Here is a 15,245-nt window from a genome sequence, read left to right as displayed (position 1 = left end):
GCCATGTTGATAGGGAAACAAGCTAAGAAACAAAGATTACAGACAACGGAAGTAGAGAAGATACATCTGCCTTACGTGCGACATAGCGAAGGGGGTTTCACTATTATTGAATCTTTGGTAGCGATACTTGTAGTTGCCATATTGCTAGTTGCGATCGCACCAGTTCTTTCTCTATCAGTGGCAACTCGTGTACAATCCCGAAGGATAGAATTAGCCACTCAAGCCGCTAAATCATACATTGATGGGGTGAAGACTAAGAAAATTGTGGCCCCATCTGGGCCAACCACCGCTACCACCCTTACAGCGACTAGCGCCCCTACAGCGACGGGAACGCTCACCTGTAATACAGCCTCAACCCCTACAAGTGCAACCCCTGTAGAATCTAAATTCTGCTCAGTTCCAACACCTCCAACAGGCACATCTTTATACTGCATAGATTTTGATGGCAGTGGTACGTGTGAAAGTACCAGTGTCACAGATATGGTTGTGCAGGGTTTTCGTCCAAATAACAACCCAGATTCCGCAGGATATGCTCTAGGAGTCCGAGTTTACAGGGCAGATGCTTTTAAGGACAGTGTAGCTCTACTCACAAGTAATTCTTTACCCAATAATAAACAAGCGACTTTTACCGGAGGTGTCGGTCAGCGCAAAGCACCTTTAGTAGAAATTACAACAGATATCAACGACACAGTACCTAAATACAGCGACCTTTGCGCTCGCTACACAGGTGGTTGCAATTGAATATTAATTAGACTTCTTGCAAAACTTCCAATTTTAGAATCTTTCTCTGCGCCTCTGTCTAAGGCAAATAAATATTTATGTAAGAAGTCTATTCTTAAATATCTGTCAATAAAAGGGAAACCGCAGCATGATAAACTCACTGAAATTTATCCTGAGTACTCAATTAAAACGCTCTGGAATAAATAAGACAATTAGCGGCTTTACCCTGATTGAACTGCTAGTAGCTATGGTGATGGCAGTGTTAATCATAACGCCTTTGATGGCCTTTCTGATTAATATTCTAGATGGCGATCGCAAAGAACAAGCTAAGGCAACTTCTGAGGAAGAAATCCAAGCAGCACTAGATTATATCGCTCGTGACTTACAACAAGCAGTTTACATCTACGATGTTGATGGTGTTACCCAAAACACAAATACGACTACTATTAGTAGTTCAGGTATTAAAGACCAAATACCACCAGTCAAATCCGCTTCTAGTTGTAGCCCTACTACCGGCAGCAATCCGAGTGTTTGCACACCAATACTTGTTTTTTGGAAACGTGAGCTTATTGCTGATAGCGTTGGAATTACTGCCAGCACTCAGACTGGTGTAAATGCAGATGATGGCTTTGCTTATTCATTAGTAGCATACTACTTAATCACAAATCCAAATAAGACTAACAATACGTGGTCTCAAGAAGCACGAATTGGCAGGTTTCAACTTCGAGGCCAAGTGAATGCAGCTTATGCTAATACAGCAGGAAGGGCAAGTGATGTTGGATTTAATCCACCACCTCTAAATAAGAGCGGTGCTACGCTCAAAAACAAGATGAATCAATGGCAGGCTGCATCAGATGATTATACTAATCAAGTCGTGACTTTGATTGATTACATTAGCAACACTGCACCTATCAGTACACCTTGTTCTACCCCAAACCTTGTAGGCAGCTCAACAAGTGGATTTTTTGCTTGTGTCGATGCCAACGAAGTGTTAGCACAGGTTTACATCAGAGGTAACGCACTTGCTCGTCTGCAAAATAACAACTTAGCTTACACCGCTAACGCAAAAACTTATTTTCCCAGTGCGAGCGTTCGGGTGCGAGGACACGGATTTTTATTTACTAAATAACCTCTAGCTAATCAATCAAAGGTATTGTATGCACGGCGCAGCTTTATTGAGGTTAAACAAAATTCCTAAACAATTTGTAGTGGAAACACCAAAGCAGGTATCTCTAGCGAACAGACTTCGCTACACATCTGCATACTTGCAAAAGGATGCTGGTTTTAGCCTAATTGAATTAATAGTAGTACTACTCTTGGTAGGAATTTTATCAGCGATCGCAGCTCCTGGTTGGATTGCCTTTGTAAATCGACAGCAGATAAATAAGGCTAACGACGCTGTTTTAGCCGCACTGCAAGAAGCACAGCGCGAAGCTAAAAACAAAAAACTTAGCTACAGTGTCAGTTTTCAGAAAAATACCACAACCCAAAATGTTGAGGTTGCTATTTATCGTAGCAATCCTGGAACCCCTACATGGAAACCTTTAGGGGCGGATGTAGGCGTAAGCTCTGATAAATTACTGCTAGGTGCAAATCTCAGTGGCGAAAATGCTGCCAATTCTACTACTAATTCTCCTGTATCCTACCCTCCTTCAAGCACACCAACAAAAATTACCTTTGACTATATGGGTGCTTTACCAACTTTACCACCTCCAAACCTTGGAACAGGTGATCCACCTGGGTTAAAAATAGTGGTAGCTGTACCAAATCCTACGAATTCTACATCGGCTAGTAGCGTAAAACGATGCGTCATTGTGACAACTCTCTTAGGCTCAATGCTCACAGCAAAAGACAATAAATGCAATTAAGTAGTTCATGTATTAATATTTGTTCAAAAACACGTAATAACACTGTACATAAAACTGCCCATTGATCGCAAAATTGAAACATCATGTGCAGTTTTAATGTTTGATAGATTTATTTAAGAGTCACTGATAAATTAGGTATTGGCTGAGTATACAAAAAGCGTCCTAATCAACATATCAAAATGTAACTTTTGTCAAATGACTGAAAACCTTGACTTTACTGTAGCTATCCCAACTTATAACGGTGAAAGTCGTTTACCTGAACTACTAGAACGACTACAAAACCAACTTTACACCGAAAACTTATCTTGGGAAATTATAGTTGTAGACAACAACAGCACTGATAAGACAGCTAAAGTTGTTCAAACTTATCAAAATAATTGGCACTGTCCTTATCCTTTAAAGTATTGCTTTGAAGCAAAACAAGGCGCAGCTTATGCCCGAAAAATGGCAGTTGCAGAAGCTAAAGGTAAATTCATCGGTTTTCTAGATGATGACAACTACCCAGTATCAAATTGGGTATCCGCAGCTTATGCTTTTGGTGAAAAATATCGTCAGGCGGGAGCTTATGGCAGCCAAATTCATCCTGACTGGGAAGTAGAACCACCAGAAAATTTCCAGCGAATTGCTCCATTCTTGGCAATTACAGAACGAGGTAGTTTACCACTATTATATGAAGCTGCCAAAAAATTACTACCCCCATCTGCTGGACTGGTTGTCCGTAAAGAAGCTTGGTTAGGAAGTGTACCAGATAAGTTTATTTTAACTGGCAGAGTTAAAGGCAATATGCTTAGTAGTGAAGACTTAGAAATGTTGTCTTATATCCAAAAATCAGGATGGGAAATTTGGTACAACCCAGAAATGGAAATTTATCACAAAATACCAAAATTTCGTTTACAAAAAGATTATCTAATTCCGTTTTTTCGTGGTATCGGACTTAGCCGTTATGTAACTAGAATGGTAAATATCAAACAGATATATAGACCAGTCGCTCTTTTACCTTACATGATAAATGACCTGCGTAAAATTGTTTTACACTTACTCAAATATCGAACTAAGCTAAAAGAAGATTTGGTAGTCGCTTGCGAAATGGAACTTTTTTTAAGTAGTTTTATTAGCCCTTTTTATCTTTGGAAAAATGGCTATTTCAAAAAATAAGCTATCAGAATATTTAGATATTATGACTGAATTAGTAGTTGAAAGTTTAGATGTTAGCGTAGCTATTCCTGCATATAATGGAGCAACTCGCTTACCTAAAATTTTAGATAAACTTTTAGCCCAGACGGGAGTAGAACAACTTAGCTGGGAAATTATTATTGTCGATAACAATAGTTCCGATAATACATCTGAAATAATCCATAATTACCAAAAAATATATGATGGTAAGTGTCATTTAAAATATTTTTTAGAACCTGAACAGGGAGCAGCTTTTGCGCGACTGCGTGCAGTGCGTGAAGCCAAAGGGCAGCTAATCGCATTTTTAGATGATGATAATTTACCTGCGCCTGATTGGTTAGTCCAAGCATATACCTTTGGATTGAAGTATCCTCAAGCAGGAGCTTGGAGTGGACAGATTCATGGGGATTTTGAAGTAAAACCGCCAGAAAACTTTGAAAGAATTCAAGCTTTTTTAGCTATCAGAGAACATGGTTCAAATCCACACTTGTTTGATGCGGATAATTTAAGACTTCCTCCTGGCGCAGCGCTTGTTGTTCGCAAAGAAGTGTGGTGTAAAAATGTACCACAACGACCTACCTTAAGCGGAAAGTTGCCTGGTATTTTGGTGCAAGGTGATGACTATGAACCATTGCTTTACATACATTATGCAGGTTGGCAAATTTGGTATAATCCTGCTATGCATACTTATCATCAAATACCACATTGGCGACTTGAGAGAGATTACCTCTTGACTCTTGCACGCGGCTGTGGCTTGTGTATTTTCCAGTTACGTTTGATAAATACTAAAAATTCGCAAAAACCAATAGTGTTTGTGAAAACTGTTTTAGGGAATTTACGCCGAGTATTACAGCACGTCATTCAGTATAGAGGGCAATTGAAAAGTAATTTAATTGCTCTTTTTGAGATAGAGTTTTACTTGGCTAGTATGATGAGTCCTCTTTACTATTTAAAATGTAATATAGGTAGAATATTAAAAAATAAATTTGCCCTATAAGATGATTAAATGTAGTAAAAGTTTGCCGAAAATTTCTGTAATCATCCCCGCTTATAATAGTGAGAAGACTATTAGTGACGCAATTGAATCTGTTCTCAATCAAACTTTGAGTGTTCTAGAATTAATTGTCATTAATGATGGTTCACAAGACTCAACTCTAGAAGTGATTAGACAAATCCAAGACTCACGAATAAAAGTATTTTCCTATTCCAATGCTGGCGGAAACGTCAGCCGTAACCGAGGACTAAACCGTGCAGTTGGAGAATTTGTTAGTTTCTTAGATGCAGATGATCTTTGGACACCTGATAAACTCCAGTCTCAGTTCAAGGCTCTGGAAGAAAATGTTACTGCGAAAGTTGCTTACAGTTGGACTGATTATATTGACACGAATGGTCAATTTATACTTTCAGGTAAGCGGATGAATGTAAATGGAAATGTTTATGAAAATTTGTTACTAAATAACTTTCTAGAAAATGGTTCCAATCCCTTAATTTGTAGAAAATCTTTAATGACATTAGGTGGTTTTGACGAATCTCTAAGTGCAGCTCAGGATTGGGATATGTGGCTGCGATTAGCCTCTAAGTTTGATTTTATATGTGTACCATCTGTACAAATATTATATCGGATCAGTGCTAATTCAGTTTCTTCCAATCTTGTCAGGCAGGAAAAATCCTGTTTGCAAGTGCTTCAAAGAGCATACAAGGAAAGACCTTATCTACGAGATGCTATGGGAACGACAGTTAAGAATAGTTGGAATATAAGCCTAGCAAATTTATATAAGTACCTTGTCTGCAAAGCCCTACAAAAACCGTTTAATCGAGAAAAAGGTTTAGTAGCTGCTAAATTTCTGTGGAAGTATTTTCTTAACGACCCTGCAAAACTTCAGAATATAAATTTCACCTTAAAATTGTTATTGAAAACTATCATAATTCTTACCTTGCCTACCTTGCTTTACAGTATTACTAACCAGCGCGAATTAAGAAGCCAAGAACTGAAACATTGTTCAACATCTGACTAGGTGAAAATCGACCAGAAAAGAAAAATGGATACCCTGATGCATTTACGATTTCTCGTTAAGGCAAAAAATCTCTGGAATCAGGACTCTAACAGTGGTTTTACCTTACCAGAAATGTTACTAGTTGTTGTATTAATTGGTATATTAGCTACGCTGGGAATACTCAACTGGCTGGCTTTTGTGGAGACTCGCCGTCTCAACACTGCCCAAAATGAGGTTTATTATGCGATGCGCCAAGCCCAAAGACAAGCTACCAAGGATAAATTGACTTGGCAAGCTAGCTTTCGCGAACAAAACAGTATTGTTCAATGGGCAGTTCATCCTCTGACAGTCAACCCCTCTAACGCTAACTGGAATAACCTAGATTCTGGTGTACGCCTTGATTCTGAGACAAACTTCCAACCTCTAGATCGCATACAAGAAGTTAAATTTGACTATAAAGGTAACGCTAAAGAGCTAGGACGGATCACGCTATCGAGCAAGTCTGGTGGTAAAGCTAAACGTTGTGTTATTATTTCAACTATTTTAGGGGCAATGCGAACCGCAAAGGAGCAGACTACAACCGATCGCGGCAAGTATTGCTATTGACTCAAGTTGCGGGTTATCAAATTTTAAGTCCAATGCCCTTGGGCAGCAGTTAATGAAAACTTTTAATAGATTAGACATAGGAGTGAAAAAGAATTGTTTTGACGTAGCACTGCTACGTCTCTACAAGGGTTCTGGGTAAGGCATATTTAATTTCTACCAGATGTCTATTGTATATACAGCGTTTTTCAGGTAAATGAAGTACACGAGTAGGGGCGAACGACCGTTAGCCCTTACAATTATCTGTACCTCACCAAGTTGAAATCTGCTGTATGTAATATGGCTATCAAACACCCAATTCCACTTGCACTGTTCCCGCTCTCGATTATCTGTGTTGGTATCAGTTCGATCTCTCCACTCCATTGGTCAATACCAACAGCACTAGCACTGACCAAGGACAACCAAAAGTCCCCATCAGTCATTTTCTTCTTGCCCAGTGGACGCCCTGAGCCTGGAGTTGGCTGGGAAATCACTACTACTTCCGGTGAAGCAGAGATAACTTTGGCACGGCATTTGGTGGACATCGGGGCAAAGGAATATGTCGCGTGGTGGTGTCCTCACTGTCATCAACAAAAGCTGCTCTTTGGTAAGGAAGCCTATCAAATCATTAATGATAATGTGAAAATCGAGTGCGACAAGAGAGGCATTAACCCTCGTCCTGATTTGTGCGCTGCTGCCAAAGTCCCAGGTGTTCCGACCTGGATTATTAATGGCGGACAGTATAGTGGTGTGCAAAATCTCAAGGATTTAGCCAAAGCTTCTGGCTATAAGGGAGCGATGAACTTTCGGTACATCCAAAACCATTGAAGAAGAATACATTCATCATAATTCAGGAACTGAGCCGGAGACCCTCCGCCTCCGGTCAGAATTAATCATAGGACTTACGCAAGTGTCACAAAAAATAAAAGCTTTTAGTTTGTAGTAAGGGCTACCCTACGGGAACGCTCCGCGAACAGCCCTGATGAAAGAGGACTAAAGTCCTCTCTTCGAGACGCTGCGCGAACACTACAAACTCAAAATAATATGCCGGTTGCGTAAGTCCTATAGGGGATTCAGACGCACCACTGATTGTTCGTGCTTGCGTCACGTAGTGAGTGCCAGCAACTGAAGCTATAAAAGCATATCAGTAATTAGATAGGACTTACGCAAAATAATGAAAAAACGAACCGCATAGACGCAAAGCGGCTTCCCGCAGGGTAGGGCGCAAACGCGAGTGCGTCTCGTAAGAGAAGGACACAAAGGAATAAGAGTTTCAGAGGGTTATTGCGTAAGTCCTAATTAGAAATCGCTAAAAGTCAAATGTTTAAATCGCGTAGAGCCAGTCGAATTTGCTCCACACGTCTACGATTAACACCAAGATCCGACTCTCCTACGCGAGATGCCGAACGCAGATGAATTACTGACTCATTGGCAGGAAAATAAAACTCTACGTCATCAACAAATTTAAAGATGCGGCTTTTAGAAAGAGCATGGATGTAATTAGGAGTCTGTTCTATAACTTCTGTACGGGGAACAACAGTAAGAACTTTTAGTAAGATTTCTCTGGCTGCATCGCGGTCTACATGATAAATAATCGGGTCAATGGCGTGTTTGGAATCAGCATTTTGACTCACAACACAGTTGTCTGAAGCCGGACAAGCAGTAAGATGACCACTATCAACTCCCAAATCAGAAGAAGCAGCCCAAGTAGCAGCAGGAAATATTAAGCTACCAATCAAAGTTAGGAGTATTACAAAAGTTGCACTCCACAAGAGTCGCTGCCGGAACGCTTTTAGTAGATGGGACATGATAAATTAACTCTTCAAGGTTTAAATAGCACTTCCCTTATTTTCGGTCATTTCGGGTGAGCGCTGGTTACAAAGATCGCACCTGGCTTTTGGTTTAGGTGATGGTTAGGGACTTGCGGTTTAATAATGTACCAATATATTAATCAGACTTTTGATTTTTCTAATTAATTCAAATTTTTTAACTGGTATCTTATTTTATAGAGTAAAGCGATGTCCATTGTTTTGTACCTTTTCCATACCCAGAATCGCCGCTTGTAAACGCTTTAACCCTGCGATCGTTAAGAGAAGTCCCCGCTTTGGCATACTTTTAGATTGCTTCATATCTCTAATAGACATCTGGTGAAAAAGAATTGTTTTGACGTAGCACTGCTACCTCTCTACAAGGGTTCTGGGTAACGCATATTTAATTTCACCAGATGTCTAATAGACAAAGCAGTAGGAACACAGCATTACTCATACGTGCTAACTTAAGCCTTGGCGAAGGTCATTCGCGTGCCAGTTGCTCATGGGGGAAACCCCCAGACGCTCGCGGACTCGCTAACGCTGCGCTATCGCCTTTGGCGTCTCCCCTTGGGAGAAGACCGCACTGGCTTGGCTATACAGGCTTTCGTCCGCCTGCGCGGACTAAGGTCAAATCAAGGTTTTGAAACCCAGGTCGGTGGGTTTCCTTTGTGTAGACGCGGTTTCTAACCGCCCGTTTCACGTTAAGTTGACACCAATGAGAATTGCTGTGCCCCTAAGACAACTGAAAAACGCTACAAATCTTTCATCAGGAAGAGTAAGTGCATTCCCAGGTATTAAAGGAGTTCGGTGGTTAGACACCAGCGTCCCTATTGTGACTAATTTTTTGGGGAAAAGTTATTAGCACTTGCTGCCAATGGAAGGCTGTAACGCATTTAGCGCGGAAGTTGGTTAGAGATATCTTTGCCTGTCTGTGCTGCACTGTTCCCTACATCACTAGCAGTTTTCTGAGCACCTTCTACGTACCCAGATCCAAATTGTTTAAAAGCTTCTGCTGATTCTTCTCCAATCTTTTGAAGTCGTTTACCAGGCGAACCTTCTGTTTCACGAGCTTCTTTATTCCACTCGCCTATTGTTCTCGGTCTTTGAGAATCATCTTGCTGTACCCGTTCGCGGACTCTCTCACCTAATGTTTTGTCATTGTGGCCATAACCAACGTTGGTCGTCAGCATTAAAAAACCAACTAGGACAACAGCGAAAAAACCTTTTATCTGAAGTCCTTTAAGGAAGGAACTGATGTGACTAATAGTTCTAGAAATCAAGTTTATCATGCCAATTAGCTTGTTTTTTGGAGTACAAATAAAGATTAACTCTAAAAAAACAATTATCCTTCTAACAAAAGACATATCTCAGTTATGAAAAATATTGGATGAGAATATGGCAATCATATGCAGATAAACCAACTAAAAGCATTAGGCATCTCCAAAAATTACAGCAGTTTTGATGTATTTGAACCACGTCTGTTTTAGGAGAGCAAGGACTTGCGCCCCTACCGCCCTTAAAAAGGGGGGCAAAAACCTCATAAAGCTGATTTTCTGTTGAGCTAGCGCTTTGAAGGCCATTGAGAAGAACCAATTGACTATGGGAGTAAAAGATTGATATTAACCTAAATTTCCCCAATTTATCGGAAAAAACATTTACCTGCTTAATAACAGCTTTCTTGGAAGTTTTGCTCTTTGTTTATAAATCATGCTTGAGATTCCTTTCGGTAGACAAATGTAGCACTAAACACATTTTTCATATTACATTTGGTTTTTAATACAGATACAAGTAAAAAAACATATACCCTTGGGGAGAAAAATTGTCTATCTTAAGAGATAGATAGTTAAAGGATAATTCCTAAAGAGCTACTAATAACAATCAATAGTCACACGACTAGTAGGCTAGTACGAGGCATTGTTTGTCTGACTGAGTAGATTTGTACCGTAATCCCTAGATATTTGAAGGGCTTACAGATGATAAACTAATGCACATTTTTCCTCAACACAAGAATTGCTTCAGGTGGAAAGCCAAAGGATGAAATACTGGATAAGGAAATTAGCAATTTGTATAGTATTACTCTATAACTTGTTCCTATCAACTGATTCTGCAACAGCAAACCAACTTTCAAATATTGATGTGCAGCAATTAAATGCGCCCCCAGCAGTTGAAAACTTAGCAGGTGCTGTTAATAATCTTGCTGAGAGAAGAAAGGAAGATTTTTGTCGATTTAATGGAATTGTTGAAAGAATAGATAAACTAGAGGGACTCTTCACGCTTTATTGCAGTGAAGATTCGGGCGAAATTTATTTAGAAATTAAACCAGAGCAGTTAAATAAAGACTACCTAGCTATAGTGACATTGGAATCGGGCGTTGGAGAAAGTGGGATTTATAGTGGATTACCTCTTTCTGATTTTCTCTTCTACTTCCGACGAGTGAACAATAGATTGCATTTTGTTGTGCGGAATGTTAAATTCCGTACAGAAAGTAGAGTAGAACAGCGATCGCTTGCTCGTTCATTTAGCGACTCAGTTCTTTATTCGCTCGAAATAGCCACTCTTGAACCAGACAGTAAAAATATTCTGATCAACCTGAATGAACTGCTAATGCAGGATTTTCCTGGATTAACTCCCTTATTGAGATACTCTTTGCAGGCTGATTACCGCTTGGATGTACGTAAGTCATATTTTGGTGATATTAACAGTTTCCCAGGAAATATAGAGATTGATTCGATTTACGGTTTTTCATCACCAGAAGGAGCGAATTTAGTCACTGTCCCCGATAGCAGGTCACTCACTCTGAAGGTACACTACAGTTTTTCTCAGCTTAGAGAAAACAATAGTTATATTCCCAGACTTGCTGATGACAGAGTAGGTTATTTTATTACTGCTTTCCAAGATTTCTCTAATAAAAATGCTCACGAATCATTTGTACGTTATATCAATCGCTGGCATCTAGAACCATCAGATCCTAACACCCCCTTATCTCCACCCAAAAAGCCAATTGTGTATTGGATTGAGAATGCTGTGCCACTAGAATACCGCGATGCGATTCGTGAAGGCGTTTTGATGTGGAATAAAGCATTTGAAAAAGCCGGATTTAAAAATGCCATTGAAGTGCGGCAAATGCCAGATGATGCTGATTGGCAACCAGCAGATGTACATTACAATAGTATTCGCTGGTTCAATTCTTTAGATGCAGGTTTTGCCAGAGGGCCGATGCGTGTCAACCCATTCACCGGGGAAATATTGGATGCAGATATTATGGTGGATGCCAATATGATGCGTTTAATTGAGCAAGAATATCACGCACTGATGGAAGTAAATTCATCTTTTGGGGATGGACACTTTTCCCAAGTAGGCAAAAACCCATGTCAAGTTCTTTGGAGAAGCCAACAGCCAAAGACTAGGAGTCAGAAGGCAGAGACTAATCATGATCTTCTGCCTTCGTCTGAGTTCTGCTATGGTATGGAGTCTTCAGATCAAGCAGCTATGGGTGCGCTGGCGTTGTCAATTTTGCCAAACACTACACCCAGTAGTGAAACGATGAAGGAGTATGTGCATCAATATTTGCGTTCTCTCATTGCACATGAAGTCGGGCACACTCTCGGTTTACGGCACAACTTTCATGGCAGCACGATGTTAGCGCCTAAAGAATTAAATAATACTGAAATCACGCACACCAAAGGTTTAGTGGGTTCGGTGATGGACTATTTACCTGTAAATATAGCACCACAGGGAGTACATCAAGGTGACTATTTCCCAGGAGTTATTGGGCCTTATGACGAATGGGCAATTGAGTATGGTTATAAAAGAAACCCATCAACAGCATTTGAGCCGATGATTCCAGAATCAGAAAAAAGTTTTTTAGAGCAGATTGCACTGGCGTCACCTCAACCAGAATTATCTTATGCAACTGATGAAGATATCTGGGACATCAATCCTTTAGCAAATGTCTGGGACATGAGTAGTGATGTGCTAGTTTATTCGCAGTGGCAAATGGATAATGCCCGTTTTATGTGGCAGCACCTTGACAAAGGTTATCTATGGAAAGGAGAAAGCTATAGTAACCTGCGCCTCAGATTTAATAGAGTACTTAAATATTATTTTCGGAACGCCGCCTTGCTTTCTAAATACATTGGTGGACAATCGTTTCGACGTCCCCATGCTAGTGATGATACTGCTTGGGCATTTGTACCAGTTTCACTTTTAAAACAACGTCAGGCATTGACTAAGTTGCAAGAGTATGTATTTGCTGAGGATGCTTTTAGTTTTTCACCAGAATTACTGAATCAACTGGCACCGTCGCGTTGGGAACACTGGGGTAGTTCTGCACCGAACAACCGCCTTGATTATCCAATTCACGATCGCATTCTCAGTTTCCAAAGTGCGATACTGCGATCGCTACTAGACAGCGATCGCCTCAATCGTTTACAAGATATAGAATTAAAAACTCTGCCTGGGCAAGCACTTTCCATTCCCGAACTGTTAGATACCCTGCAAACAGGCATTTGGACAGAAGTTTTCGCAACAGGAGAACCAAAGTCAATTTCTAGCATCCGCCGTTCATTGCAACGGGAATATCTGAATATTTTGCTAGAGATGATGTTAGGTAGGACTAATACACCTGAAGATGGTCGGACATTGGCTTGGTATAAATTGCGCCAACTGCAAAAAGCCATTGATGTCAGACTCAAACAACTTGGTGAACAGCCCATTGGCGGGGTTCCCCCGATTGATGATATTTACACCCTAGCCCACTTAGAAGCTTCTGGCGATCGCATTAGTAAAGCATTAAATGCCCAGTTACTCTCAAAGTAGAAATCCTGAGTCGGGAATTATACCAATTATATTTGAGGTTGCATAGAACAAGTGTAGGGGCAATTGTTTAGCTAATACCAATTTAATGTTTCCAATTTAAAAAATACTCAATTACTTCTTGTGGGGTGGGCGTGACGCTCACCCCACAAGATTGAATAATTTATTTATTGGAAATCCCTAACTCCCTACTCTCGCAAGATAACGTTGCAATAGACCAATGAACACTTCCGGTATTTCCAAATGAGGTAATATTCCTGAATCTGCGATCGCATAAAAATCTCCAATTGCCCTTGGATTTAAATTTGCTAAACGTCGTCCTAATTTGATGTTGGTAAATTCTGCCTTTTCTCCCCAAAAAATCACGGTGGGAATTGTCAGTTGTTGAATATATAAACTCAGATCAAAGTAAAGATCGCCCCGCAAAAATGCCAAGGCGGCAAATTTGGCATTAGGTTGTTGTGCAGAAGTTAAATAAGCCTCCACCATCTCTTGGGATACTCGTTGTGACTTAGCAAACAGAAAACTTTGTAAAAAATTTCGGACTGCAATTTCATTTTCAGCACCAAGGATGTAAATAAAATTGTCCAACAGAGGTGCATTGATCACTGAAAGGGGAAGTCTGCGTCCAGCACCCTCTCCAAAATCATCAAATCCAGAGGGGGAAACCAAAAACAGCGCTTTAAATAAATTGGGTTGAACAATAGCTAGGCGGATGGCAAAAGCGGCTGTGAGAGATGAGGCTACCACTGTTAGTGGCTGGCGACAAGTTTGGATGATAAACTCTGCGATCGTGCTGAGATAATCCCTAATTTGATAATCACGAACTGGATGAGCCGATTCTCCCCACCCGATTAAATCGGGGGCTAAAATGTGATAATTAGAGGCGAAAGCTGGGTAAACTTTAGACCATTCATAAGCAGACGCTCCACCACCAAAGTTATGCAGAAACATTAATGGGGGTGAATTTTCAGTGTCAGCAATTGCCCAAGGTGCATTTGTTTGGGTATAGTAAACCATTGCCCCCAAGGATGTATGGATGACTTTATGTCCAAAGCCAGGAGGTTGAAACTGAAGCATAAAATTAAAAAGTTTAGTTGAAGTAGGTTGGCGCAATTAAAGTTAACTGGCTAAGGCTGTCATTGGTCATTTGTCATTAGTAAAGGTTTTTAGCTTATTTACGTTTCGTAACATACTTGACTTTTTTCGCACCAACGTACTTAGTTGAATTTGCATAAAGTCAAATTAATTCATAATTCATTTTTGATTTTTGTCGGCATCTCCTGTAATTTGAATAAGTTGATGGAGGTTATCACCACTAATGTGATAAGCTTTGCCAAAACCAACTACAAAGCGACCTTCACTCGGAGTTAGCTGGAAAATCCGAAAGTCAGACAAGCCGCGCAAAACCTCGATAATTTGCCCAAAGCGGTCTTGAAATTGCCCAACAATTTGATTCCATTTGTCAGTTTCATGCTCTATCAAAGTTGCCGTACAATCAAAACTCAAACGACGACGGGCAAAAATCAGATTACTCTTAGCTTCATCCTCGATAAACAAGACACTAACATGAGGATTGGCATAGAGATTTTTGGTATGAGTCGAAAGACCACTGACGTAAATGTAGATATTTTTGGCATCATCCATTACCAATGGAGCATAACTAGCATGGGGTATTGCCTCTGCGCTGACGGTGCTAATGATTACACTCTCAAAGGCTTCAGGAAATTTCTCGTACTCAGTTTGAATGTTTTCAAGTTGACTCATAAGTAAATTACTGCTCGATTAGGAACACCTAAGAGCCTATAAAGTAAATATTAAGTAGGGTGTGTTACGGCTGTATAGGAATTTGAGGGTTGGAGAAAGTCTAATTTAGCCGTAACACACCATATTTTCAGATGCCGTACACAAGAGCGATAACGCACCCGATAATTTAAGGTTTACTTTATAAATGCTCTCTAATTAAGTATCCTAACGTGATTGAGCGATGTCTACGACCCATAGAATGCTCAAAAAATAAAGCGATCGCTCTTTAGTTAAGGGGAGCGATCGCTAATTTTGACACTCTGCGGTCTGAAGACACGCAGATTCTCTAAGACTCGCTTAAAAGGGATAGTCAAATATCCCCCTAGACGCTCAAAACAACTACCAGTAGGAAAGGTATTGCAATTACGCTTACTTAGGATTCAATTAATGCTTTCCGAGCTCATCACAAGCCTGTTAGGTACGCTCCATGTTTTCCCATTACTTGTTTACCCAGGGCTACAACTTGTGCAGGTACG

The 15,245-nt window shown here is 40.3% G+C and carries 14 protein-coding genes; 9 read left to right on the top strand and 5 right to left on the bottom strand.

Features of this window, described 5'->3' with window-relative positions; translation table 11 throughout:
* Positions 1-3 precede the first annotated feature (3 nt).
* From hpsB to LC605_RS16960, 8 genes are all read left to right on the top strand, one after another.
* Positions 4-741: a hormogonium polysaccharide secretion pseudopilin HpsB gene (gene hpsB, locus LC605_RS16995; protein ID WP_229548695.1), complete on the top strand. Its 738-nt coding sequence runs from the start codon at positions 4-6 to the stop codon at positions 739-741.
* Positions 742-868: 127 nt separating this feature from the next.
* Complete coding sequence (gene hpsC, locus LC605_RS16990; RefSeq protein ID WP_229548694.1) at positions 869-1,849, top strand: hormogonium polysaccharide secretion pseudopilin HpsC; 981 nt, start codon at positions 869-871, stop codon at positions 1,847-1,849.
* Between the two features lie 28 nt (positions 1,850-1,877).
* Complete coding sequence (locus LC605_RS16985) at positions 1,878-2,588, top strand: prepilin-type N-terminal cleavage/methylation domain-containing protein (protein ID WP_229548693.1); 711 nt, start codon at positions 1,878-1,880, stop codon at positions 2,586-2,588.
* 195 nt (positions 2,589-2,783) lie between these two features.
* Positions 2,784-3,743, top strand: coding sequence for a hormogonium polysaccharide biosynthesis glycosyltransferase HpsE (gene hpsE / locus LC605_RS16980; RefSeq protein WP_229548692.1), 960 nt, complete (start codon positions 2,784-2,786; stop codon positions 3,741-3,743).
* Positions 3,724-4,758: a hormogonium polysaccharide biosynthesis glycosyltransferase HpsE gene (hpsE, locus tag LC605_RS16975; protein ID WP_229548691.1), complete on the top strand. Its 1,035-nt coding sequence runs from the start codon at positions 3,724-3,726 to the stop codon at positions 4,756-4,758. The genes hpsE (LC605_RS16980) and hpsE (LC605_RS16975) overlap by 20 nt, the downstream gene beginning before the upstream one ends.
* A gap of 22 nt (positions 4,759-4,780) precedes the next feature.
* A complete protein-coding gene (locus LC605_RS16970; RefSeq protein ID WP_229548690.1) occupies positions 4,781-5,776 on the top strand; it encodes a glycosyltransferase in 996 nt (331 codons plus the stop codon).
* Positions 5,777-5,800: 24 nt separating this feature from the next.
* Positions 5,801-6,361, top strand: a complete 561-nt coding sequence (locus LC605_RS16965; RefSeq protein WP_229548689.1) for a Tfp pilus assembly protein FimT/FimU — start codon at positions 5,801-5,803, stop codon at positions 6,359-6,361.
* Between the two features lie 276 nt (positions 6,362-6,637).
* Positions 6,638-7,165, top strand: a complete 528-nt coding sequence (locus LC605_RS16960) for a hypothetical protein (RefSeq protein WP_306426867.1) — start codon at positions 6,638-6,640, stop codon at positions 7,163-7,165.
* Between the two features lie 488 nt (positions 7,166-7,653).
* Here the strand turns inward: LC605_RS16960 and LC605_RS16955 are convergent, their stop codons facing one another.
* The 3 genes from LC605_RS16955 to LC605_RS16950 all read right to left on the bottom strand — a co-directional run bounded on the left by LC605_RS16955 (position 7,654) and on the right by LC605_RS16950 (position 9,338).
* Entirely contained in the window at positions 7,654-8,145 is a 492-nt protein-coding gene (locus LC605_RS16955) for a DUF1499 domain-containing protein (protein WP_229548688.1), read from the bottom strand.
* 195 nt (positions 8,146-8,340) lie between these two features.
* A complete protein-coding gene (locus LC605_RS32995) occupies positions 8,341-8,466 on the bottom strand; it encodes a hypothetical protein (protein ID WP_267868571.1) in 126 nt (41 codons plus the stop codon).
* 575 nt (positions 8,467-9,041) lie between these two features.
* Positions 9,042-9,338 carry a hypothetical protein gene (locus LC605_RS16950; protein ID WP_306426866.1) on the bottom strand — a complete coding sequence of 99 codons (297 nt, stop codon included), beginning with the start codon at positions 9,336-9,338 and terminating at the stop codon, positions 9,042-9,044.
* A gap of 844 nt (positions 9,339-10,182) precedes the next feature.
* Between LC605_RS16950 and LC605_RS16945 the strand changes: the two genes are divergently transcribed.
* Positions 10,183-12,966 (top strand): zinc-dependent metalloprotease, encoded by a 2,784-nt coding sequence (locus LC605_RS16945; RefSeq protein WP_229548686.1) that lies wholly within the window; start codon positions 10,183-10,185, stop codon positions 12,964-12,966.
* 177 nt (positions 12,967-13,143) lie between these two features.
* On the opposite strand, the gene LC605_RS16940 is transcribed toward LC605_RS16945, so the two are convergent.
* Complete coding sequence (locus LC605_RS16940; protein WP_229548685.1) at positions 13,144-14,043, bottom strand: alpha/beta fold hydrolase; 900 nt, start codon at positions 14,041-14,043, stop codon at positions 13,144-13,146.
* A 177-nt stretch (positions 14,044-14,220) separates the two neighbouring features.
* Positions 14,221-14,730, bottom strand: coding sequence for a HugZ family protein (locus LC605_RS16935; protein WP_229548684.1), 510 nt, complete (start codon positions 14,728-14,730; stop codon positions 14,221-14,223).
* Positions 14,731-15,245: the final 515 nt, after the last annotated feature.

The organism is Nostoc sp. CHAB 5836 (assembly GCF_020829445.1).
In the GTDB taxonomy this organism is placed as follows: Bacteria; Cyanobacteriota; Cyanobacteriia; order Cyanobacteriales; family Nostocaceae; genus Nostoc.
This window is presented reverse-complemented; position numbering and strand designations above follow the sequence as displayed.

What these genes read in the sequence shown, in the direction of transcription:
- LC605_RS16940 (WP_229548685.1), bottom strand. Translation starts at nt 14,043, where the DNA reads ATGCTTCAGTTTCAACCTCCTGGCTTTGGACATAAAGTCATCCATACA.
- hpsB (WP_229548695.1), top strand. Translation starts at nt 4, where the DNA reads ATGTTGATAGGGAAACAAGCTAAGAAACAAAGATTACAGACAACGGAA.
- LC605_RS32995 (WP_267868571.1), bottom strand. Translation starts at nt 8,466, where the DNA reads ATGAAGCAATCTAAAAGTATGCCAAAGCGGGGACTTCTCTTAACGATC.
- hpsE (WP_229548691.1), top strand. Translation starts at nt 3,724, where the DNA reads ATGGCTATTTCAAAAAATAAGCTATCAGAATATTTAGATATTATGACT.
- LC605_RS16945 (WP_229548686.1), top strand. Translation starts at nt 10,183, where the DNA reads ATGAAATACTGGATAAGGAAATTAGCAATTTGTATAGTATTACTCTAT.
- hpsC (WP_229548694.1), top strand. Translation starts at nt 869, where the DNA reads ATGATAAACTCACTGAAATTTATCCTGAGTACTCAATTAAAACGCTCT.
- LC605_RS16935 (WP_229548684.1), bottom strand. Translation starts at nt 14,730, where the DNA reads ATGAGTCAACTTGAAAACATTCAAACTGAGTACGAGAAATTTCCTGAA.
- LC605_RS16950 (WP_306426866.1), bottom strand. Translation starts at nt 9,338, where the DNA reads ATGCTGACGACCAACGTTGGTTATGGCCACAATGACAAAACATTAGGT.
- LC605_RS16955 (WP_229548688.1), bottom strand. Translation starts at nt 8,145, where the DNA reads ATGTCCCATCTACTAAAAGCGTTCCGGCAGCGACTCTTGTGGAGTGCA.
- LC605_RS16965 (WP_229548689.1), top strand. Translation starts at nt 5,801, where the DNA reads ATGGATACCCTGATGCATTTACGATTTCTCGTTAAGGCAAAAAATCTC.
- hpsE (WP_229548692.1), top strand. Translation starts at nt 2,784, where the DNA reads ATGACTGAAAACCTTGACTTTACTGTAGCTATCCCAACTTATAACGGT.
- LC605_RS16985 (WP_229548693.1), top strand. Translation starts at nt 1,878, where the DNA reads ATGCACGGCGCAGCTTTATTGAGGTTAAACAAAATTCCTAAACAATTT.
- LC605_RS16960 (WP_306426867.1), top strand. Translation starts at nt 6,638, where the DNA reads ATGGCTATCAAACACCCAATTCCACTTGCACTGTTCCCGCTCTCGATT.